Source organism: Chitinophaga sp. G7 BAM 1005, assembly GCF_057126945.1.
In genome coordinates, this window is the sequence record NZ_CP181478.1 from 4,191,619 (window position 1) to 4,216,552 (window position 24,934).

The following is a 24,934-nucleotide window of genomic DNA, read 5'->3' on the forward strand; positions in this document are numbered from 1 at the left end:
GCTGCTGTAATTAATCAATACTGCGCAGATTTTAACCGAAAAAACCCATCTTCCACCGATATTTAAAAAATATCCGCATATTATCACCATACCTATTTTTTTGGAATTCTAGCTTAAGTCTGCTAATTTTTGCCCTGAATAAACCGTAAAATATTGAAAGCACCTATCATACTGGCCCTCACAGCGCTTTTACCCGGTATTGGGCTGAAAGCGCAGGATTCAACGGCCATCAAAGCCATTAACCCGGCAGATTTCGCCCGGCACATCAGCGTACTTGCATCCGACGCTTTTGAGGGCCGTAAACCCTTTACCCGTGGAGAAGACAGTTCCATTCAATACCTGGCTGCACAATTTAAGCAGCTGGGATTAAAGCCTGGCAATGGCAACAGCTATTTCCAGGAAGTGCCGATGGTGTCTATCGGTTCCAAACCCGCCGGCAACCTGGTCATAAAAGGCGCCAGCGGCGAAGTATCGCTGCAGTACCTCGAAGACTTTGTAGCCGCCACCCGCCGCGTACAGGAGCAGGTAACCATCCCCACCAGTGAACTGGTGTTTGCCGGCTATGGCATTGTAGCGCCTGAATATAACTGGAACGATTATAAGGGGCTGGATGTAAAAGGCAAAACCGTGATCGTCATGATCAACGACCCCGGCTTCGCCGACAGCACCCTGTTTAAAGGCCGCATCATGAGCTACTACGGCCGCTGGACCTATAAATTTGAAGAGGCATCGCGGCAGGGCGCCACCGGCGTGATCATCATTCATGAAACTGCCGCCGCCAGCTATCCGTGGAAGGTAGTGCGCAGTGGCTGGTCCAACTCCAAGCTGCACCTGCAAACCGCTAATAATAATATGCCTCGTACCGCACTGGAAGGATGGATCACACTGGACGCTGCCAAAAAGATTTTCCAGCTGGCCGGCGTATCGCCCGATATTATGCAGCAAGCCAGGACAAAAGGTTTCAAGCCAGTAGACCTCCGCTTAAACACCTCTCTCGTTATAAATAATACTATCAAAAAATCTACTTCCCATAATGTGCTGGCAATACTACCGGGCGCTAAACGTCCGCAGGAATGCGTAGTATATTCGGCCCACTGGGATCATTTTGGTATAGGCGAGCCCGTTAAAGGAGACTCCATATACAACGGCGCCGTAGACAATGCCACCGGCACCGCAGGACTGCTGGAACTGGCTACCGCCTTCACTAAGCTGCCGCAGCCACCGGCCCGCACCCTCCTGTTCCTTTCCGTTACCGGCGAGGAACAAGGGCTGCTGGGATCGGAATACTACGCCGCACATCCCGTGTTCCCGATGGAGAAAACCGTAGCAGATATCAATCTTGATGTACTCAATACGTTTGGCCGTACCCGTGATATCACTGTTATTGGCTTCGGCCAATCCGAACTGGATGAATACGCGCTGCGCGCCGCTCAAAAGCAAGGCCGTATTACCGTTCCTGAAGCCAATCCTGAAGGGGGCTGGTTTTTCCGCTCCGACCATTTCAACTTTGCAAAAAAGGGTGTGCCGGGATTGTATATCGGTCCGGGTAATGACGCCATAGGGCATGAAGCCGGCTGGGGAAAAGAACAGACCGCTGCGTATAACCGTTTGCGTTACCACTCCCCCGCCGATAAATTTGACGCCGCCACCTGGAACATGGACGGCATGGTAGAAGATATCCGCCTCTTATTCGACGTGGGCTATCACCTCAGCAATGAAAGCAGTTTCCCTGCATGGAAGAAAGGCTCAGAGTTTAAAGCATACAGAAAATAACTACAGACATGGTTTTATTCGGATTGATAATGATAGGTCTTATCCTGTTCCTGTACTTCCAGAATATGTACAGTCGCAGGAAAGGGAAGAAAACGGCGGTACCGGAAGGGTACCAATCGTTGTTAGAAGAACATGTACGCTACTACCGGCAGCTGCAACCCGCAGAAAAAACGCGCTTTGAATTCATGCTGCAACGCTTCCTCAAAAGAACCAGCATAGAAGGCGTAGGCACCGAAGTAGCACCGCTGGACCGCGTGCTGGTAGCCGCCAGCGCCATCATCCCCATCTTTGGATTCAAAGACTGGGAATATTTCAATCTTACCAACGTAATCCTTTACCCCGATACCTTCGACGAAACCTACCAGTATGAAGGCAATCGCCGTAACATCCTCGGCATGGTAGGCACCGGCACACTGAACGGACAAATGATCCTCTCCCGCTCCGCCCTGCGGGAAGGGTTCTCCAATGTAACCGATAAAAACAATACCGCCATTCATGAATTTGTACACCTCCTCGATAAAACCGACGGCTCCATAGATGGCTTCCCCAGTAAATTACTGGATCATAGCTACAGCATCCCGTGGATGAAACTGGTGCATCAAACGATTCAACAGATCTCAGACGGGCATACGGATATTAATCCTTATGGCGCCATGAATGAAGCGGAGTTTTTTGCGGTGATATCGGAGTACTTTTTTGAGCGGCCGGATTTGCTGGCGGAGAAGCACCCGGAGTTGTATGGGATGCTGGTGAAGATATTCAGGCAGGACCCGGTTGGGAAGGGGTGAGGAGGGATTGAAGGAAAAGCCGCAGGAAAATATCTGCGGCTTTTCTGCCTCTATACTCCAATTAATTCAATTAAATTAAAGTCCATAATCTTATCTAATTGATATTGCTCGTCTATTATAGATGGAATAAAATATTCTTTATCCAATAAATCCCTTATGTCTTTTAACTTATTATCATTAAAAATGAATATATTTCTTTGATCGACTTTATAACGTGTTCCATCTTCCTTTATAGTTGAAATGCCATTCCTATTACAATATGCGGCTACTATTAATCTTTCAAAAATACTTTCAAAATCAACTTTATTATTATTGAACAAATAACTTGAATCATTCCAAATAATAAATCTCCCCTCTGGCTCTGTTTCAAAATTTAGCAACAGGTCATAAAGTGCATCCAATCTTGGGCCCAACTGGTAACTTACTGGCAAGCTTAAATTCACCTGATAAATAAAAGTCTTTAAATTATTAATGGCATTTCCGTATAATGGAACAACCTCGTTAGCGCCCTTTCGAATCAAATATTGAGTATAGTTTGTTATAAACCAAATTAACTTATCTTGGTTATTTTCAAACAAAATAAAGTCATTAAAATAATTATTATTCATTAATAAATCATGCCACTTAGAAACTGGCTCATTCACATTTATTTTAAGTTGTTTAATGCTCATATTATTAGTTAATGATAATCTTGTATACTGTGAATAAATATTTCATCTTCAGTGGATTGAAAAACTATACGAAGCGCCCCTCTACCTCTTCCACTCCCTTTAACATCAATCGCGTTAAAACCTTTTAAATTTCCCGTTAAAATGTGTTGATTTCCTCCCGCCTTCCCATGTCGAATTAGCTCCAGTGCTTCTTCAACACTTTTTCTTGCTGAAGGGCCCAATTTATCCAAAACCTTTATTGCATCACCAGACTCGACTATTGTTCTTCCTATTTTAGAAAATTTCATAGCCTTGATCGTTCCCAACACATTTCTAATTTTCCATAAATTCTTGCCAAGGTTAACCCCTCCCACATCGACATAATCAGGAGGCATCCCTGCAATATATCTAGTAGCCAAATCAGACGTTATATAACCTGCCCGGTTAACAACGTGCCCTCCCCTCTGCCGTTGGCCTCCAAAATATTCTTCCATGGGACTTCTGGAAGGTCCTGCTTTATACCCAATCCCAAAGGTCAATCCATATCCATACTCATCCCAACCAGTGGTAACCTTTGTAGGTGAAACGTCTATTCCATTTAATCTTACTACATCAGTATTAGTATTAAATTCATTCCAAACTTTGGGTAAATCGCTCACATGCACTGTATCATCACCAAATGGATCACTCAATCCAATTGGATTATTAAGAACATGGCTATAAGGGCTGTAATCCTCAAAAATATCTGTTTTAGGGTCAATCTCCCACCATCTACCTATCTGTGGATCTAGATTTCTGTAAAACGCATCATACTGATTCAGATCCAAATCTGTTGTATGCTCTACCCCGTTAAACCCTTTCCTATTCTTTGAGTATTGTGTTCCCTTCAATGCATTCGAACTAATCCCCGCCATCGTCAATCCAAACGGATAATAATGCGTCTCCTCCAACAACGGGCCACTCGCCTGCGCCACCATTACATTATCAAAGAACACCTCCTGCGGGCTTTCATTACTTGTGTAAACATACAGAAAGCCACTCTTCTCCATCACCATTTTATCCTGGGCCAATGTCTGTAATTGGTCCGGTTCTGCTTTTACCTGTTTAACTCCGCTGTTCCCGTCTACTAATTTAAACTGATCATCGAACAAAACAAAATTAAGGTATGCTTTGGGTCTGTCAGTGTTCTGCTGATCAGGTTCCTTTTCCTTCAGCCGCTGGTAATCATTGTTGTAAAAACTGCTGTTAAACGGCGTTGTCTGTTCAGAAGATGCTATACCGTGAGTGCCGTCAGCAGTAGCGCCACCATTAAATACCTGTATCAGATCTGCCAGCATACTTTCAGCAGGCGCCGATGGATTATTCTTATTCTGAGGTCCTGTGGATTTGTAGAAGGCTTTTGCACCGATCTGGATCGTATCTCCAGCCATAACACGCAGTACAAGGGAGGGCCCTATTTTTTTACCGCCATTGGCAGTGGTCAATTTCGACACGGAGGCATTAGTACCTGCGCTCTCATCTGATGGATATCCCGCCGGTTTAGCTGAACGGGTGTTATCAATATTACTGAACAAGGCCGTTTCCGTTGCAGCTGCCGATGTTTCCATTGTTGCTGCGTACATTGATAAATCTGTTTGCTCTGTCAACACCATCCGTACATTTCCGAGATGATCCTTTACGAAGTAATCGTATGCAAATGCAGGTGGTTGGCCTGATTCAAAAACGGCACGCACCCGCCCTTCCTCATGAGCTAAAAACTGCAGGGTATCATTCTGGTAAACAAGTCCGTTGATATAATCCGTCGTGGTAGTTTTGGCCGGGGTAAGAGTATTATCTACAACTATCTTTCTTAGTTTATTCCCAGCCGCATCGTATTGATATTTAATGAGGCCCTTACCTGTGATAGCTATGCTATCCGGCAAATTGAGATGGTTATAACGAATAGCGGCTATATTTTTATTGGCGTCTTTTGTAAGATTGCCATTGACATCATAAGTATAATCGGCTGTTTCATTATTATTGATCTCCTTGAAGTCACCCAACTGGCTTTGCGTGTTATTCTTTCTATCTGTTACGAATGATATTTTATTACTACCTGCAAGATAACCATACTTTAAGCTGTCAATGGTTTGCACTACGGCGCCATTCAGTCCTTTCTGGTTCATGTACAGGATATTGCCGTTGGCATCATATGACAGTCCGCTTACGGTGAAATTTGCCACATTATCAGTCCAATTCGTACTGCCCGTATTCTGTTGGGTAAACTGCGCTCCTGTCAGGCGATTGCCCCTATCATAACCATATCCATAAGCGCGTGCAATTCCATTACTACGGCTTTTCCATTTCGCTCCTGCAATGTTTCCATTGAATTGAGACGTGGTGAAACCGTAGTCATAACTCAGCTCCTGCCCAAACCAGTTTGTAGTACTACCAGCTGCAGGAATAAAATCTTTGTTAATTCCCTTCAGCCAGCCACGGATATTATAGTCGTAATTTAAGGTTTCCAGCGGAGCGCCGGCTCCGTTTATACCTAAACGCTTTTTCTTTAGCTGGCCAAGTTCATCATACTCATTTGTGGCTACAGTTCTTTCAAGGTTTACATCATTGTTCAGTCGTTTTTTGATATTAAGCAGGCGACCACCGGCATCATATGCCAACATAGTTAATACCTCGGTTTGAGGGATAGTGCCGCTGCGTTGATTTCTGTGACGGAGATAGGTGCTTAACAGCTTTCCGTTAAAATCATACAGGTTAGTGGCCACATCTTGTCCTCCGCTCAGGTTATCAGATAAAGTCTGGATCAGCCGGCCTTTGTCGTTGTAATAGTTGGTGGTTGTCAGCCATTGATCGGTGCCCAGCACCCTTACTTTGGTCCCCGTAACCAGCCCTTTTATCATAGTGCTGGCAACGGCAGGTAGCGCTTCTGCATTTAAATTGCTGCCGGCTTGCGGTTTAGCAATATCTGTACTGGCGTAATTTTGCTTACCGGCAAATCCATAACTCTCGTAAAAGGTGTAAGTAAGAAATGTTAATGCACTGGTGGGTATGTTTGGTAGCGGATTAGTAACAGTAACATTGGCCGTCCCATTACTGGCTGTGGCATTGATTTCAGCGATCACTTCTCCCCCCGTTCCGGTGTCAAAACCATCTGTAAGTGTAATACTGTTGGTGGCCACGTAAGTAGCGCTTCCATTATGAGATGCCAATACGAGGTCCGCTGTTCCTGGAAAATTATAGGACAGATTTTGCGTATTGCTGGTTGCGCTATTCATAGATCCCTGCAATGTGGCCCGGTCGGTGGCAACATTGTAAAGAGCAGTCATCGTAGGCCGGTTCAATCCATCATAAAAAGTAACCAGCCAGCTTTTGCCCTTCATATTGCCATCCCGGGAGAAGGCCAGCCTGTCGCGTACATCATAGACCATTTCTGTGGAGTCAGCGCCAGGCACCTTTTTAACGATCATACGGTTACGTCCGTCATAGCGATATATAAAACAGAGTTCAGCTGCAATAGCAGTGCTGATTGTCCAGTTACTGATAATGGCTTCCACTGCTTTTGGAGGGATTACGAAACGCAGGTTACCCAGGTCATCATAGGCGTAATAGGTACATAGCCACCCCATATGGCCAGTACCTGGGTTTGTACCCAATTGTACTTTCTTAAGAAGAACCCTTCCTTCCTTATCCTTATACTCCACTACCTGGTTCCTGGCTTCGTCGATTGATATATTTTTAAATAACTGCCCGGCTGCATATATGCGTCCTGCTACACTGGTAGGAATGATGGCCCCGGCAGCAAAGTCCCATATACGCACTGAATCTGTCGCCGCATTTATCAGGTATTGGCTTTCCACCGGATGATTCCCTCCTCTTTCCACTGTTGAAGGGTCGTTTTTTGCCCAGCTATTGCCAGGGGCATAGGTTTTCAGCACCCGGTTCAAAGGCGATGCTTCATAATCAACACGACTATAATACACACTTTCCCCACTGGCGCCAGGCATTTGTGTCTGATAGAAGCTCTTCTGCGCGTTAAATGGATCTGTTTTAAACTTGCCATCTTTCACGCCTTGCGGAACATAGGGCAAATATTTAGTTTGTTCTCTTCCAAATTGATCATAAACTACGGGAGATACGATATCATTACCCCCAAAGCTCATTGCTTTTGACACGGTTTGTAATGGTCTGCCAAGTCCATCTACGTAGGCTGTTGTTTGCCTCACTTCAGCAACCGACCGGCTGGCTGACGCTACATAAGCAGTATCAGTAGTTGGCAATGCGGGTTCCCAGGTACGGACGTAGTTGATAACCGGGTTGGTATAAGCGGATGGCAAAGGTACAGGTGTTGCAGTAGGTAACTGCGTTCCTCCTGGTGTTTGGGCTTGTGCATTGACTGCGATTAAAAGCAGCAATATACAAGAGGCTATTTTTAATATACGGGGCGACAGATAAAACATATAGTTACTTTAAGCGTCTGCGATTAGTTAATTCGTTTGCTTGTATTGATAATCAAACTGCTTCAATATCTTTCCGTTCTGGTCCTTTATAAGCTTAAGTCTTCCCAAACCATCATACTCATAAAAGATTGTTTTACCAGAAGGATCTGTTTCAGATGTCATCCCTTTCAACAGGCCATAGGTATATGTAGTTACCAGTGCCCCCGGAAGTTTGATTCTCAAATTTGCTAGTTCCGCGCGTAACTGGGCATCATCAGTAGGATTATTGAGAATATTTTGATTAACATACTGTTTCGCCGTATCATACTCCGCCCCTATCACCCTGGCCACGGGGTACATCCCTCCGTATCCCCATAAATAAGCTTCCTTAACATCGTTTATTTTTTGCTGTTCTGTCAGATTTCCCCTGACATCATATTTATTGAAAGAAATGCGTTCTGTATAACGAGTATCTTTTACAACAGCTCCTGTCAGATTCCTGGATGCTATAAAATCAATTACAGGCACACTGCTTTCTAAACTGTAAACCTTATCCTTCTGAGGTAAATCTGAACGAAATGAGAAGAAATAGGAAGATAACAACCGTTGATTGGTACCATCTGAATTTGCCTTATAACTACTCATCTCTATTTCCGGTGCATATACATGTCTTTGCTGTAATAGCTTAATACCGGCAGTTGTCGCATCCGTAGCTGTCAAATTCCCATAATCAGATGGTCTCAGAATATTAGTAATGCTCATTTCTCCTTTGCTATCGCTCTTCTTTGTTTGCTTCAGCAAAGTGGTAGTAGTATCGTAATCATATTGTTCTTTAACAATATTTACACTCCCATTATCGTCATATGTTTTTACAACAACACTATCCAGTGTGCTATATCCTGATGTATAGTGAAAGGTGGCATGCCTGAAATACTCCTGTAACTGGTATTCATGATGAGCATTGCTCCAAAATGGATAGGAGCTACCCGGCACCAAATACCTGGACGCAAAAAAAGCTTCCCCATAAGCTTTTCTATTACGCTTTAAGTCGGAATAACTTCTTTTCTCATCTGATACCAGGGATGTTCCTGTTCCCTGAATTTTATATACGGATTTCCCTAATAATCTCCCATAGGTCCAGCTATTACCTGTAAATGGTGGATAAGGTATAAACTTATAATTTTCTCCACCGGGAGAATCGTCAATATTATTATCAAAGTAGGTAATCATGTATCCATTGGTAGCACCAGTTGTTAGATTACGTTGGGTTTCCTTGACTGTGCCATACCCAATTACGCCGCCCATCATATCTAGAATTGGATAAAGACTACTGGAAGAGATTACTTTCTCCTGTTCATTAGAGTAGCCATCGTTTTGCCCGGATAAATCAGTATTGAGGAAATCAGCATACTTCTCAAAAAAATAATTTCCGTTCCAGGGCGGTCTTACACCATTACTATATTCATAATCCCTCACCGTTTTGTTTCCTGATACTGAATCGATGTCTGTAACACTTTTAAGTCTTATTCCACCCACTGCAACATTGTCTACTGTTGTGATATACTCCGTATGACAATTAAAAGGCGCAATCTTCATATTGCAAAAAATATCATCCGCGCTTCCCGGGTAAGTCTGGCCGGTATTCTTAGGATACACATAGTATGTTCCTTTATTCAATATCAAACCTTTTGTGCACGTGGGATAAGGATATTGCGAATAACTATCACAAAATAACGAGCTATTCCGATAGGTGTAAATGAGATTATTAGTGGCACTATCTCTTATTTCGATGTAGTAATACGGTGGAAAATTACTATACCTGGCATCAAGTGAAGTGACAACTTCTACAGCAGAACTATTAGCAGAAACATGAAATTCACGCGGTGCCAGAGCATCCGGATCATTGGGAATAAGAGGTGCAAACTGTACTCCGGTAAAATTAGTGTTAATGTTACCATCACATACCTCAACAGGCTCAGTTGTTGATATAGATTCACTGAAGTGAGGCTCATACACAAAAGCCGTACTGCCACCGGTAGGATATTGAATATTTGTAAGAGCAGCCTGGACCGCATAATTAAAATCCGGCTTTTTTAAAAGTGTCAGATCCTTTTGATATCCCATAAATGCATCAAAGCTTCTGCCTGGAATAATGTCGCCAATCCCTTTATAACTTTTCCCGTTGGCAAATCCCCAGGTATCTCCACCGGACATCAATCGTGAAGGTAACCCTATTGAATGCTCATAGTCGAAAAGATAAGGGGGTAAGGAGCTACCACTTCCACCAGTTTCCTTAACGCTACGTAACATTAACCTCAGCTCCTCTTTTGCAGCGGTTCCGGGCACTTCAGCATCTTTATATAAAAAGGTTTTATACAAATACTGGTATTCAAAATTGTATGACTTTACTTTATTATTCTTCACGTTATAAAGAACAATACTGTCTAAACATTTTCCTTGCTGCATATCTTTTCGGTCCGTATTTCCGAAGAATTGGAGATAACCACCATTGAATCTTATATACTTTATTTTCTGCGATTCGATCTGATTTTTAAAGGTGGTCCTACTTTTATATGGTGTAAGCCTTGGCGAAAGATTGCCGGCTAATTGTTTAGTAGAATGAATGTCACTCGAACCAGAAGTCCAGTAATAGGTATCAGCAGTTTCATATACAAAACTGATAGTGTCTTTCTTACTGGCACTTATAATATTGGTCAAATGCCAATTGAATATATAACTTTCAGATACATGGATAAAATCATCAGGGGGCTGTGGACTGAAATCATCATTGATGTAGGTATATGGTGTTGTTACAGACAATTCAGGTGTCAGAAACTGGTATTGAGTACCATTTTCATCTGTAAGATTAAACCCTACAATAGCATCTGCTACAGTAATACCTGTATATGAATTTATATAGCTACCCCGGATTATCGGAGTTATCAGATTACTGGAATAAGGGATTGGGTAAACATTCTTCTGGTAATCAAAAACAAATTTACCGCTCATACCTGCAACGTTATAACTGAAAAGATCAGGCTGTGCATCCAGCTTCCCTAAACTATAAAGATTCACCCTTTCATATTCCATATAAGGATCGTTTGGAACAAATGTTATCGGGTACCGGGCCCAGAATCCGTCATTTGAATTGTCATCTACCTGTCCTCCCATCATGGTTCTGTTGATCACACCACCAGCGTTCATAGACCATCCTATTCCTACCTCTGAGCCAACATCATTGACCCTTATTCCTCCTGAACTGTAAGACAGTGAAACCGGTAAGGACAATTCTCCGGATTTAATTTCAAATAAAGGAATACTGACAGGGGCAGTTCCAGTGAAACTACCTAGCGGCCAGTTTCCATATCGTTGTATAGCTGCTACATTAGGAGATGGTAATACAACATTTTTTGTATTAAGATAATTATTCTGCGCCCTCAGAAATGAAGGGAGCATAGAAAGAAAGATTGAAAGGCATCTCACTTTTTGATAGAAATCACTAGACATATTGTATTAATCTTGGTTGACATGCTTACCAAATAGATATTTTACTGTTTAATAAACTTAACATAGGTTTGAAATAACTATTCCTTAATAAATAGTATAACTCCTTTACTTCTCCTTCAACATCTCCAACTCCTTCCGTTGCTCTATACTTTCTTTTTTGAGGTCAATAATATACAACGTCAGCTCTTCGATCTTTTGTAACAACTTCTTATTCATCTCTCCTACATCCAGCCCTTCTTTCTCCACTTCTATCTCCGAAGGAATCTCCGGCAAATGCTTATTCGCCTTAATAAAGCGTTCGACCTCCTGTAATGATGATAACTCATAATCCGCATGAAATACAAAATCCGCCCAACCACTCTGCGTAACCTTTACTTTCTGGGCAACGATATCCCCCTTCACTGCCAGCTTTGCCTGGGGAGCATTTGTACCTATACCTACATTACCATCTCCTCTAACGTACAGTAGTGGTTTACCTCCGCCAGCGGCACTAGAGCCATCTGTATTGGCATTGTTCAAAACAGCAAACGAATAGTTGTAGCCGATGCATTCAAGGTACCTACTGCCACGCCATAGTTTTCTCCCCATAAATAGGCAGATGCCTTAGTTGTATTACCAGGTGCAACTGTATGCAGCGCATATGCCGGCACAGTGCCTACTCCCATTTTCCCCATATTTATGGTATTGCCCTGCACATCTTCACAGGCCAACTGATAATATTGGTTATTATCAAAATCGCATTTCAGGCCATAGGTACTGGTACTTGCGACAAAGCCAGTCGGCGCAGTGATGGTTTGTTCGAAAGGTGTTGTATTTATCGGGCTTGTAGTCAGATAGTCAATAGTGCGATAATAAATACTTCCCCATTTGTAATTGGATCTTACCCATAAAGCGTCATTAAAAACATAAAAAGTGGCAGCGGACGGATTACCTGAAATAGAGCGGATCTCTAATCCGTCGAATCTTCCGATTGTATTTTCATATTTGTTGATACGGATACGGTAGGTACCCTGCATATAATAAGCATTGGCATCTCCCTGTATATCCAATTCAATAGTAGTAGCATATCGATGTCCATCACTATTAATTTTAGCTACTTTATAATAGTAAAAATTATAGGGAGATACACCGGCATTGGTAGTACCCATTGCGAGCCAGTCGCCCGGCCCGGTTACAGGGACGGCTTCTGCACTTAAGCTGGAAATAATTAAAATGATACAGGTTAAAAAACGGTATGGGCTAAAAAAAGAATGCATTTCAGAATATAGTTTGATTAACAAAGAAATTAAAAATTATACCCCAGCCTCACTTTAACAGGATCCGTGCGCGGTACATGCTGATTATACAAAAAATCAAACAACACCATCATGTTCCCTTTCAGCTTACTATTGATCTTATACTTCTTACTGATACCAATCAACCCACTCTGGGTCCACTTCTGCCCTACTCCTTCCGGTACGCCGGCATAATCAGGCTGATAATTCTGCTCATAGCCGCCATTCAGGAAAAAGGTGCCTTTCAGCTTCCAGTCGATGAAAGAGCGGATCCCTATACCCTGACCGGAAAACTGGATATTATCAAAGCCGGTGCCCATGCCCAGTTTATATGAAAGCCCCAGACCCGCGCTTCCATTTTTATGGAACTTATAGGCGGCTTGCCCGGCGAGATCGCCGGTGGTGGGAAAGAATTTGTTGCTGCGCTGGAACTGGATATTGCTACCAAACTCCAGTCTTTGCAAGAAGCTTTTGGTTTTCATTTCCTTTGGCTTGAAGTCCGGCATCTCTGCAGCGTTATCAAGGTCGGGGAACTTGCTTTTCAGTTCGTCGAATTTGCTGCGGGCTTCGGCCATTTGCTGACTTACAGCGGCACTGGCATTGGGGCCGCTGCCTAAGCGTTGCTGGATGAGTTGTTCCACCTGGTTACGTGTTTGCAGTCCTTCGAGGTTTGGGGCTGATGCAGTGGCGCCTTGTATATTAAATAAACTGGCGAGCTGGGAATGTTTCTGCATAAAGTCATTGAAAGCAGGTATCTTCTTAATTACTTCCATCGCCTTTTGCTCTGCCTTCTTTTTATCTTTAAAAACCTCTTTATACTCCTTCAGTTGCTGTGCATAATAGTAGGCTTCTTTGTTCATCTTCTGCAGATCTTTGGTGAAGCCGGTATACTGACTTAATTGTTCTTTCAGCAACTGTTTACGCTCCCGGATGTATGCTTTGATCTGCTCTGCCTGGGCGAGTTTATCTTTCAGGTTATCGACAGACTTTAACGAACCATTCAATTTATCGGTAATCCCTTTGGATTGTTCCAGTAAGCCTTTGGAGTCTTTCAGAAAAGACAGTGAATTGCTGAGGCTATCGAGGTAAGGCCCGCCGGACTGGGTTAAAGCACCGGAATACTTCCCAAGCTTGCCTTTCATACGGGATTTCAGGCTTCCGAGGGAATCGATCGAATGTGCAAAAAGATTATTGGCTTTCAGGGAGTCGATGCGGCCCAGCCGGCGTTTCAGCTTCTCTTCCTGTTTCATAAACCGGCTCAGGGCTTTTTCACTGCGCTGGGTGATTTGCCGTTCCATTTTATCGGACTTTTGTTTTACCTGCGACAGGTATTTACCCGGAATGGCATTCGCTTTTTGCAACAGGCTGTCCTGGGCCTGGGCTGTATACAGGCAGGCAAACAATAGTAAGGTCAGTTGATAAATAGTTTTCATGGCAAATCAGGGGTTATTTCGTGGCGATCTTCTGTTTAAGTACTTCCACTTCTTTTGAAAGAGTAGCCAGTTGCTTATTCATCTCTATAATATACAACATTTGTTCCTCAACTTTCTGCAATAATTGTTTGTTCATTTCTCCTACATCCACGCCGTTTTTCTCTACTTCAGTGGCAGATGGGACACCGGGAAGATGTTGGTTTGTTGTAACAAACTGTTCTACTTCAGACAGAGCTGGCAATTTATAGTCTGACCGGAAAACGAAATCAGGCCAATTGGCGTAGGATTTCACCACTACTTTTGTAAAGATGCCGCTGCCGTTCACGGCTAACTTGTAGCCTTTGGTATCGGTGGTTCCTATAGCCACACTGCCGTTGGCCTTTACCAACATCAGGTTTACGCCGGCACTGTTAACCGCCAGGACGTTATTGGTATTAAGTTGTGTAGCCGTTTTGGTTCTGCCATCCAGTATGATTGCCCCGATTGAATTATCAAATGCAGGGAGCACATCTTCAGCCTCCCCGGTTATGTAAAGTCCAAAAGACCTGCCAGGCATATAAGTGCGCCCAACAATATTAGGAATATAATTGCCGACACCGCTGGTGGCATTGCCGATAGTTAACACTCCATCGGTGGGAGATATATTAGATTGGGTAAATTTTGCAAATGCATTTCCTTGTACCCCTGTAACGTGCAATCTTGCAATAGGCACCGTCTGTCCTATTCCCACAAAACCATTGCTCAGGATCCGCATCTGCTCCACGAAGCCGGTACCATTGTGCATCCAGGTAGCAAACCCCGGTTGGGCATCACCGGTCAGCTGCATGTTTACTCCACCAGTAGTGGAAACACTTTGCATTAATAATGTGCTTGAAAAATTGTTGGAGCCATTATGAACAAAGCCTCCAAAACCAGCGATATTAAAATTGGCCACCTGAGTCGGGCCTGTACGATTCAGGATATATTTAGCTGAGTCAAGCTGTGCTGACACATCGGATGTGATAGCCAATACGAAAAGTATCAGGGATATTAAATATTTCATAAATAAAGGAAAAATAACGGGTTGAACGCTACAGTTAATTAAAGGTCAACAATCTTGGCTACAAAGAAAACGAGTATTCATTAATAAATGGTTAACACATTCGTTGTATTTAATATCTTGGAGGTTTTTTATACTTATCAAGTTACAACCATAAAAAAACCGCTCCCACTTACGCAGGAACGGTTCTATATCTCAAACAAAAAACTACAGCGTTTTCACCCTGATATTCCTGAACCTTACAATCGATCCATGTCCCAGGAAGCCGATATGACCGGTTTCCCTGTTCAGACCAGGATGTTTTTTATGATCCAGTGTGCCGTTTTTACGGGCGTCTGCAATGTCACCGTCGAGGATAACGGTGCCATTGAGTATTATTTTGATGTGGGTGCCATCTACAATTGCTTCTTCTGTATTCCACTCACCAACAGGTTTCAGGAAACCACGTTTGGCAGGGATTACACCGTATACGGAGCCATGATACTGGTATACCTGCAGGTCTTTATAGATGTCTGCTTCGTTATCGAGGATCTGTAACTCCATACCTTCATAGGCGGCATCGCCTTCTAGTGGTGCGCGGATACCGAGGCCATTGTTTGCGCCGGGAGTCAGCTGGAAATCGAAACGGAAAGAGAAGTTTTTGTATTCGTCTTTCGTATAGAGGTTACCGTGACCGCCATTCGTCGGATAGATCACGAGATTACCGTTATCGATCACATAGTCTTTGGTATTACCTGTCCATTCGTGCATATTGGTGCCGTCGAACAACATTTTGTAGCCGGCTTTCTTTTCTTCGTCGCTCAGCACATAAGGCTTCGGACGTGGAATTTCGCGGATGTACAGGTCGCGGTAAGCCACATAGGTACCATGTGCCTGCAGTTCGATCTGTTCTTCGGGAAAGATCGGTAATCCGCGGTTCCAGTAGTTTTCCAGGATGGTGTTATCGGTTACGAGTTCTCCGTTAAGATATACCGTTACGCGATCGCCCTGCATAAGGATGCGGAAATGATTCCATTCGCCGATAGCGTTGTCTGCAAGTTTCAGTGGTTTGCTTTCATGTTGCTGGTTGTTGTATAAACCACCGGAGCCAACCTGTGCGCCCACATCGGTGCGGGAGGTATCCCAGATCTGTACCTGGGGAGAGCCACGGAGGTAAATACCGGCGTCGCCCTGTGAGGTGATCTTCCAGTCTACCAGCATTTCAAAGTCGCCGTATTTCTTTTCGGTGCAGAGGTTATCGCCGCTGCCGCCAAATACCAGCAAACCATCTTTTGCCGACCAGCCTTTGCGCATGTTGTTGTTTGCTTTGTCCTGTGCTTTGCCGAGTGCTTTGGCATCCATTTTACCGCGTGCTACGGGATTCTCTACCAGTCCTTTCCACCCGGTAAGGTCTTTACCATTGAAGAGCGGAACAAATCCTTCGCCTGCGGGCATTTCTGCGAGGTACTTGCGGATCGACTGCCGTTGATAATCGGCATCGGGTCCGTTCAGTACTTTGGATGTTTTCTCTAACAAAGAGCGAACGATAGCGCCATTATAACTTTTATCCGCCAGTGCGATGTTCATGACTGCGTTGGCGGCAGCCTGTTGCACCGGTGTATTGTCGAGGTAGTTGCCCGCAAATAATAACGCAGGCAATGTTTTGCAACGCTCTATACCTTCCAGCACCTTCTGCTGGATAACAGCTGAGGGCGACAGCTCCATTGCATTGCGGAACATCAGCAGCTGCTGATCGGCAGGCAAAGCGGAACGGCGGGTAAGCGCTACATAGCCGGCAAGCGCTTCATCCCGATAGGCGGCATCTTCACGGGCTATTTTTAGCAGGGCCGGGGTGGCGTCAATATTTTTCCAGGTAGACAATGCTCTTACTGCTGCCTTTTTCGTAGCAGCGTCACCGTTATTAAAGGAGGTCACTACCGGTGATAAGGCATCTTTTTCACCGATACCTGCCAATACAGGAAGGTAGCGGGATTGCTGACCGGCGGGCGCCTGCTTCATTTGTGCAAGCACATCGTTGCTGGTAGCGCCGGCGCTGATGAGCGCTGCCTGTATGCTGGCGATATCTGTTTCGCTGGTGGTGTTATTGAGTAACGTAAATAGTTCAGGAAGATTTGACTTTGTGGCCACGTCCTTCAAGGCGGCGATGGCCGCACTGCGTGTACCGGCATCTGTGCTGGCGGTGAGCGGCAATACGTCATTTACGCGGTTGTCTGCTTTACGTGCAGCCAGTACCGTTAGTAAAGCCGTTTGCGCGGCTGCCGGCATGGTTGCCAGCGAGGCGCCCGATTGTGCAGCCACTTCTTCACCCGGCATAATCAGGAGCGCCTGTTTTACAGCTTCCACGGTAGCGGCATCTCCTGTTTTCATGGTTTGCAGCAGGGAAGCTAAAGCCGCGGCGCCGCCGGTTTTGCCGGCCGCTTTGATAGCAGCCAGTCTCACGCTCTCCTCTTTGCTACCCAGCAATTTCTGAAGGGCAGGTAAAGCTGCGGCCACTTTATTATCTCCCAGCATACCTATTACAGCGGCTTTATTGGCATTATCGGAACCCGACAGTTTCTTCAACCACAATGCGTTGGCTGCCAGGCCATATTGGCCTGCAAATTTCAGCGCGGCATCCCGGTATTCTGCATTCTTATCATCCGCAGCGGCTAACAGCAGCGGCATATTCTTTTCACCACGGATGGCGGTGAGCAGTTTTAATGCTGCCGTACGGGTGTGTACCTGTGCATCTGTTTTTGTTTGCTTCAGCAGGTGCTCTGCTATTTCTGCCGCAGCTGCTTTATCAGTGATATTGGCAGCGTAGTACAAATAGGAAGCGGTAGCATCGGTTACATCATAGGAATAACCGTTGTTGGCGGCAGCTGTAGCTAATACCGGAGCAGAAGCGGGCGCGCCGATCTGTGCCAGGGCATACAGCGCTACTTTGGCGAGTTTTTTATCGGCATTGGTTGCCAGTGGTGCAATAGCGGCAGCAGCGGGAGTATAACGGCTATCACCCAACGCTTCTGTAAGGGTGATGCGGTTGTTGCCGGAAGCGGTGCTGAGCGCCTGTAACAGGGCCTGCTGTGCAGCGGTCGTGTTAATTTTTACCAGTGCGCGCGCAGCAGGATCACACAAACGGTTATCTGTGAGATATGATTGCAACGTGCTGACAGCATTATCATCTGCCAGGGTTTCCAGCCGGGTGATCAGGAAAAATTTATTTTCCGGCTCCGCTGTTTTTGCCAGTGCTTTGCAAAGCGCCGCAGAAGCCTGTTTGCGGGCGGTTTCTTTTCCCGGTTGGGTAACATAATAAGCATATCCGGCAAGTGCATATTCCAGCTGCGTATTATTGCCTTTCCCGGGCGCTGCCAGCATACCGGCAATAGTAGTAAGCCCTTCTTCCCCCAGCGCCGCAATCGACTCCATATTGGTGTTAAACTGCGTTTTATTGGGGGCCGGCATCAACGCCAGCACATCGGCTATTTTAGTCTGAAACGCACGCTGGTCTGATGGCCCCTGTGCGGAAACCAGGCTACTCCAGCCAACCAGTAATGCAACGAGTAAGTACTGTATCTTTTTCATAATTCGTTTACTTGATTGTTTAGATAGTCCACGGCCCGCGCATTGGCTGATAGATCAGCGCATTGGCGCCTGCATCATCTATAAATTCCTGTTTCACCGGATCAAATTTCAACGAGCGGTTCAGGCGCAGGGCAATCTTACCCATGTTCACGAGAGTAGCGGAACGATGACCATTTTCTTCGTTCAGCGCAAATTTCCGGCGGTTCTTCACTGCATCCACAAAATCTGTTTGCTGGGGTGCAGGCTCAGGGAATGCAGCCAGTTTCTTTTCCAGGTCCTGGATATCTGAGCGGAAGCCGGGGTACAGTTTTCCTTTGGGTCCTTCTATATAAGCGGCCTTTTCGTCGGCGCCGTCACCATCCAGGATGATCTGGCAGCCATCTGCATAGGTGTAGGTAATTCTTCTCCAGGTGCCCACCGCATCAGGGTGTTGTTGTGGCGCATCTACCTCCACACTTACCGGGCTGGTGTCATCTTTACCGAGGAAATACTGGATAGGATCCAGGTAATGCTGACCCATATCTCCCAAACCACCCCCATCATAATCCCAATAACCACGGAAGGTTTGGTGCACACGGTGCGGGTTATACGGGCGATAAGGCGCAGGGCCCAGCCACATATCATAATCCAGTTCTTTCGGCACCGGCATGGCTTCCAGATTGGTTTTACCTACCCAGTAAAATTTCCAGTCGAAGCCGGTATGCTTGCTCACGGTCACTTTCAGCGGCCAGCCAAGCAAACCGCTGTCTACCAGTTTTTTAATCGGCTTCACGGTGGTGCCCATTCCATAAAAACGGTCTTCAAAGCGGAACCAGGTATTCAGGCGGAAGATCCTTCCATGCTGCTGCACTGCTTCCACCAGGCGTTTGCCTTCGCCAATGGTGGCGGTCATCGGCTTTTCACACCAGATGTCTTTGCCGGCGCGCGCAGCGTCTGCGGCAATGATACCGTGCCAGTGCGGCGGGGTGGCCACGTGTACAATATCTACCTCCGGTAAGGTGATCACTTCGCGGTAGTCCGCAAAGGTTTTTACGCCTTTACTTTTATCACCCAGCTGGTCCATCGCCAGTTTCAGGTGACTGCGGTCTACATCGCAGAGCGCCACTACCCGTGTGCCGGCATAGCCAAAGTGACCACGTCCCATGCCACCGGTGCCTATAACGGCTTTGGTCAGCTGGTCGCTGGGCGCCAGGTAACCGCGGCCCAGCACATGCCTGGGCACAATTGTAAATGCAGCAAGCGCTCCCAGGGAATTTTTGAGAAATGCCCGCCTTGAATCGCTGTTTTGTTTCGCCATAATTCAGTTTAATTGAATGCCTCGATTTGTTTTGATTGATAGTATTAGTTCACTGTATGATGATATATTCACTGTACTGTCACATCGTGGTTTATCTGGATGGTAAGATATAATCTAACAAGATGATATGCAAGTACAGTAACCGAAATTTGATAAACGGTAAGAAATTAATACCCGGCGTTCTGTGTCATTTCCGGGTTAGATAACATTTCTTTTTCCGGTATCGGCCAGAGATAATCCCGGTCGGTATACGAACGATCCTGCACCTTTACAGCAATACCCGTTGCTGGATTGGTGGCGCCGAATACCTGCCCGTTCATCACCTGCTTAACCAGTCCCCATCTCCTGATATCAAAATAGCGCTGTCCTTCAAATGCCAGTTCCGCCTGCCGTTCCCGGCGCACCAGCTGCCGCAGCATAACCGCACTGTTGTACCGCTGCTGGTCTACCGCCGGCATACCAGCCCGGGTACGAACGTCGTTCAGGTATTGTATGATCAGTGGATCCTGCCAGTTGCCCAGCTCAATCATGGCTTCTGCATAGGATAACAATATCTCACTGTAGCGGATATACATAAAATCGAGTGAACCGCTTCTACCCTGCCGGTCGCGTGGATCGAGGTATTTCCGGATCCAGTAGCCGGTGGCGGTAGATTTCTGCACACCTATCTTATCAGTGTTGTTCGTAGAATTATCAAAGGGAGAAAGAATATAGTTGGCGTCTAAATACGACTGGCCGGGATACAGAACAGATACCGCTAACCGGGGATCGCGGTTATTTTTGTAGTTGGGATCCTTGTGGTATACGGCCACAGAATCCGGTCCAAGCTCCGCAGGCGTTTTACCCTGCCTGGTTTCAAAGTTATCTACTACCTGCGCGGTGGGCGATACATAAGTTTCTCCCCCAATACCATAAGGCGCGAAGGTGGTCCATGCGTTATCGCAACCATTGGCTTTGAAAAAAATACGCTCTTTGTTGAGTTCACCGGTATAACTGAACAATTCAGCATAACTGTTTACACCCGCTTTTTCGCTGCGGTGTAATTTATAAACCCCTGTGCCGATGATCTTTACCGCTGCATCCCTGGCCACATCGTAATGATGAAAAAATAAGGCCAGCCGCACGATCAGCGCATTACAGGCCCCGGCAGAAATACGCCAGGTTTCATCACTGTCATATTCTTTTGGTAAATTTTCTGCACATTCTTTTAATTCATTCAGGATAAATTCATACACTTTCTCTGCCGGATCTCTTTTCAGGTGATTCTCCAGCGGGGTAACCGACTTCGTTACAATGGGAATATCACCAAAAAACAACATGATCTCCATATGATAAAAAGCACGTAATGCACGGGCTTCATACTTCATACGGGTGCGCAGCTGATCGTCCATAAAACATTTATCTACGTTTTCAAGAAAACGACAGGCACGGCGTACATCTATATAATCATCCCGCCAGATCCATTCCGCCACGTCCCAGGTAGGGTTCTGCAAGCCACGTGTATAAATATCATAGTTACCTCTGAAATCGCCGCGACAAACCGCTTCATCGCTCAGTCCAGACCAGAACATTACATTCCTGCCGCTGGAACCTGCCGGCACGCCTGCATAAATAGAGCCGAGGGCGTTATAGGCATGACTCTCCGTTTTCCACCATTCCTCGTCGGTTACACCGGACGGGTTATCGTGGGTGAGAAATTTTTTACAGCCCGGTGAGCACAGTAATACCAGGCCCAGTATCATTGTTATGTTGAATTTCATTTTCATCGTGAAAAAGTTGAATGGTTATAGTTGAATACTTACCCCTGCTGTATACATTTTCATAATGCCATAAGTCCATTGGTTGCCCTGGCTTTCAGGATCTACCAGTTTCATAGAAGTGAATACAAACGGATTCTGTGCATTCACATACACCCTGGCACCGTTAACGCCTATACGCTTTAAAGTGGTACTGCTGAAATTATAACCCAGCTGGATATATTTCATCCTGATATATGCGCCGTTTTGTATCCAGAAATCGGACGATAGCTTATTGATATCCGGCGTAGTGGTCAGGCGCGGAAAGCGGGCATTGGTGCGCTCCGGCGTCCAGTAGTTATCTGCATAATACTTTGTGGGAACGCCGCCATCAAAGGACATATCCAGTGGATAGGCGAGCATACCAGCCAGTACCGCATCGCTTTTGCTCACGCCCTGCAGCAGCATTTCCAGCTCCCATTTTCTATAGGTAATGCGGAAGTTGGCAAAGAAATCGGCACGGGGCGTAGGATTGCCGATCACAGTCTGATCATTGCCATCAATGATATTATCTCCGTTCTGATCCAGGTAGCGGATATCCCCCGGTTTGGCATTGGCGATTACCGGTACCAGTGGCGTACCATCCGGCTTGAAATCCGTTGCCTGCAACAAACCGTTTGTTTTATAGCCATACAAACTATTCAGCGAATAACCTTCCTTGTTAATTGTTTTACCATCGATATAAGGACCACCCTTTACGGTCAGGAAGGTATTGTTGTTATAGGAAACACCCGGACGCATAGAAATGGTGATATCCTTACCAATGCGACCATTATAATTCAGCGATAACTCCACGCCCTTATTCCGTAACCGGCCTGCATTGATAGGAGGAATTCCCATCCCCCCCACATAGGATACCGGCGGCCAGAGGATAATACCATTGGTAGTTTTGTTGTAGAAGTCAAAAGTGAGTTCCAGTTTGCTCCGGAGCAAAGCCAGGTCCATACCGAGATCCAGCATATCTACGGTCTCCCAGGTGATGTCGGGGTTACCGAATACGGACTCCACGCCATCGGTAGCGCTGATCATATTCTGATACTGGTAAAGAGCTATGTTCTCGTTTCCCAGCCGGCCGTAAGATGCACGGAGTTTCATGCTATTAATAAAAGACACCAGCGCCATAAAGGGCTCTTTATGTATATTCCAGCCCAATGCCACGGAGGGAAAAGTGCCGTATTTATGACCGGGGCCAAAACGCGATGAACCATCTGTACGAATGGCTCCTTCCAGCAGGTATTTATCTTTGTAAGAATAATTTACTTTTCCATAAAACGACAGCAGCGAATTTACATCCCAGTTTCCGCTGTTGTTCTCTTCTTGTGAATAACCACCCATCAGGTAAAAATGATGATCTTTCAGATCATAGGTATAGTCGGCCGTAACGCCTGCATAATAGTAAGTAGTCCTACCCATACTGGCAGACCGTTGCACACCCCACGTTTGTACCAGTTTACCGGTATAATAATCGAAGAAGTAATAATTATCGCGGGTGGTGCGGGTTACATCACTATTCAGCCGGAAACTGAATTGTCCGCGGAGATTCAGTCCGGGTAAAACTTCCCACTTAGGCTGCAAATTGATACTGGATTGCCCGTACTCATTAGCCGCCTTGCCGCCATGTTCTGCATAAGCCACCGGGTTTACAATGTCCACGTAGCGCCCGTATATTACCGGGGCGCCATCTTTTGCCGGGTATTTGGGAAGAATAGTGGGCGGTACACGGAAAATATCTTCCAGTATCCTGTTTCCATTACTGCCATTGGGGCGGTTAGGATAAAAAGTATTCCGTTTGATGGCCAGCATATCCATGTATACCAGGAATTTTTTAGTAAGCGTAATGGAGGTGTTGGCGCGGATATTATATTTATTGGAGTGGTTGAGTGGGATCATCCCCTGCTGGTTCTGATAATTGGCGGTTAAGGCAAACCGTGCGAGGCTGTTACCGCCGCTCACTCCCACCGAGTGACTGGTAATAGGCGCCGCGCGGTTCAGGATCTCTTTCTGCCAGTCGGTGTTGGGATACTTTACCGGGTCGTCGCCGGCTTCGGTATGTTGAATATCTTCTTCGGAATAAAACGGCGCATTGCCGGCGTTCACTTGCGCTTCATTAAACATGCGCATGTATTGCGGCGCTTCCACCAGCGCCGGCATGGAAGAGGGCGACTGCACGCCATAATAACCATCATAGGTAACGGCTACCCTTCCGGCTACGCCGCGTTTGGTAGTTACCAGTATTACGCCGTTGGCAGCACGGGCGCCGTACACAGCAGCGGCGGCGGCGTCCTTCAGGATAGTTACGCTTTCTACGGTAACAGGGTCTATGTAGTTCATATCCATCGGCACGCCATCCACCATTACGAGTGGATTAGAGGCGTTGAGCGTACTGATACCGCGGATTTTTATCACGGCGGCATCGCCGCCGGGCAGGCCGGAGTTCTGCGTTACCTGCAAACCGGTAACACCACCCTGCAACGCCTGTGATAATGCGGTAATGGGCTTGCCATTGGTTTGCTGCGCAATATTTACAGAGCTGATGGAGCTGGCAATATGTTTACGTTGTTGCTCTGAAAGGCCCACCACCACTACTTCATCCAGTGCAGCTACGTTTTCTTTCAGGGAAATGTTCAGCGCATTGTGGCTGCGGATAATGGTGTATTCCTCGGGGAGATAACCCATTTGCGTAAAAACAAGCACGGCATTTTTCTTAGCACGGAATGTGAAATAGCCATCGGCATCGGTAGTGGTACCAATACTGTTATTATCTTTCACCCGTATAGTCACGCCCGGTAGTGCCTGCGGCGGTTCATGCATATCGTATACCCGTCCACGTATGAGATAGCTACTGTCGTCCGATGGTGAGACGGCGGACAGGCGTTGATCGGGTTTACTTTTTTCTTTTGGGATGATGGCTACCTGGTTACGCATAATGCGGTAGCTGAGACCTGTATTTAACAGGGCTTTGTCCAGCACTTCGTTAATTTTTTTGTCCTGCAGTTCAAGGGTAAGCGGTTGCTCCCTGTTTACCAGTTCATCTTTATAAAAGATGCGCCAGCGGCTTTGCGACTGGATCTGGTTAAACAGCTGGGGTAAAGTACCCTGGTGCAGTTTAATGTTGAGGTGTTCGTCCTGCGACTTACCGGTAGCAGAAACCCCAAGGATAGCGGTGAACAGTAAAATTACAGTCAGTTTCATTGTTCTCAGGAGTTTAATGGCAAAAACATTGCCTGGCGGTACGCGCCATTGTGCATAGATTTTTTTCATAACTTCACTACAGTTTTTTTAGTTAAACAAAAAGACAAGCCCGTCCCCGCTTCCGGCGGGGCAGTGCAACCGGAAGATGTCCCACCATCTTCCGGTTTTTTTTGGTGATATATATGGTA

At 45.8% G+C, this 24,934-nt stretch carries 13 protein-coding genes; 2 read left to right on the plus strand and 11 right to left on the minus strand.

The window, feature by feature from the left end; genetic code table 11:
• Positions 1-153 precede the first annotated feature (153 nt).
• Together ACMXI2_RS16560 and ACMXI2_RS16565 are read left to right on the plus strand one after the other, a co-directional pair.
• Positions 154-1,773, plus strand: coding sequence for a M28 family metallopeptidase (locus ACMXI2_RS16560; protein ID WP_483777201.1), 1,620 nt, complete (start codon positions 154-156; stop codon positions 1,771-1,773).
• 29 nt (positions 1,774-1,802) lie between these two features.
• A complete protein-coding gene (locus ACMXI2_RS16565) occupies positions 1,803-2,561 on the plus strand; it encodes a M90 family metallopeptidase (RefSeq protein ID WP_483777202.1) in 759 nt (252 codons plus the stop codon).
• Positions 2,562-2,611: 50 nt separating this feature from the next.
• Here ACMXI2_RS16565 and ACMXI2_RS16570 read toward each other — a convergent pair whose 3' ends face one another.
• The 11 genes from ACMXI2_RS16570 to ACMXI2_RS16620 all read right to left on the minus strand — a co-directional run bounded on the left by ACMXI2_RS16570 (position 2,612) and on the right by ACMXI2_RS16620 (position 24,815).
• The gene (locus ACMXI2_RS16570) at positions 2,612-3,232 is read right to left on the minus strand and encodes a barstar family protein (protein WP_483777203.1); all 621 of its coding nucleotides are present in this window, start codon (positions 3,230-3,232) and stop codon (positions 2,612-2,614) included.
• 8 nt (positions 3,233-3,240) lie between these two features.
• On the minus strand, positions 3,241-7,620 hold the full coding sequence (locus tag ACMXI2_RS16575) for a DUF6443 domain-containing protein (RefSeq protein ID WP_483777204.1): 4,380 nt from the start codon (positions 7,618-7,620) through the stop codon (positions 3,241-3,243).
• A gap of 72 nt (positions 7,621-7,692) precedes the next feature.
• Positions 7,693-11,100 (minus strand): RHS repeat domain-containing protein, encoded by a 3,408-nt coding sequence (locus ACMXI2_RS16580; RefSeq protein WP_483777205.1) that lies wholly within the window; start codon positions 11,098-11,100, stop codon positions 7,693-7,695.
• 156 nt (positions 11,101-11,256) lie between these two features.
• Complete coding sequence (locus tag ACMXI2_RS16585; RefSeq protein WP_483777206.1) at positions 11,257-11,670, minus strand: hypothetical protein; 414 nt, start codon at positions 11,668-11,670, stop codon at positions 11,257-11,259.
• Complete coding sequence (locus ACMXI2_RS16590; protein WP_483777207.1) at positions 11,667-12,407, minus strand: hypothetical protein; 741 nt, start codon at positions 12,405-12,407, stop codon at positions 11,667-11,669. Before ACMXI2_RS16590 ends, ACMXI2_RS16585 begins: the two co-directional genes overlap by 4 nt.
• Positions 12,408-12,436: 29 nt before the next feature.
• Entirely contained in the window at positions 12,437-13,858 is a 1,422-nt protein-coding gene (locus tag ACMXI2_RS16595) for a hypothetical protein (RefSeq protein WP_483777208.1), read from the minus strand.
• 13 nt (positions 13,859-13,871) lie between these two features.
• Positions 13,872-14,717, minus strand: coding sequence for a hypothetical protein (locus tag ACMXI2_RS16600; RefSeq protein ID WP_483777209.1), 846 nt, complete (start codon positions 14,715-14,717; stop codon positions 13,872-13,874).
• A gap of 387 nt (positions 14,718-15,104) precedes the next feature.
• Positions 15,105-18,461 carry a 3-keto-alpha-glucoside-1,2-lyase-like domain-containing protein gene (locus ACMXI2_RS16605; protein WP_483777210.1) on the minus strand — a complete coding sequence of 1,119 codons (3,357 nt, stop codon included), beginning with the start codon at positions 18,459-18,461 and terminating at the stop codon, positions 15,105-15,107.
• Between the two features lie 19 nt (positions 18,462-18,480).
• Positions 18,481-19,758 (minus strand): Gfo/Idh/MocA family oxidoreductase, encoded by a 1,278-nt coding sequence (locus tag ACMXI2_RS16610; protein WP_483777211.1) that lies wholly within the window; start codon positions 19,756-19,758, stop codon positions 18,481-18,483.
• Between the two features lie 167 nt (positions 19,759-19,925).
• Positions 19,926-21,524: a RagB/SusD family nutrient uptake outer membrane protein gene (locus ACMXI2_RS16615; RefSeq protein WP_483777212.1), complete on the minus strand. Its 1,599-nt coding sequence runs from the start codon at positions 21,522-21,524 to the stop codon at positions 19,926-19,928.
• An 18-nt stretch (positions 21,525-21,542) separates the two neighbouring features.
• The gene (locus tag ACMXI2_RS16620; protein ID WP_483777213.1) at positions 21,543-24,815 is read right to left on the minus strand and encodes a TonB-dependent receptor; all 3,273 of its coding nucleotides are present in this window, start codon (positions 24,813-24,815) and stop codon (positions 21,543-21,545) included.
• Positions 24,816-24,934: the final 119 nt, after the last annotated feature.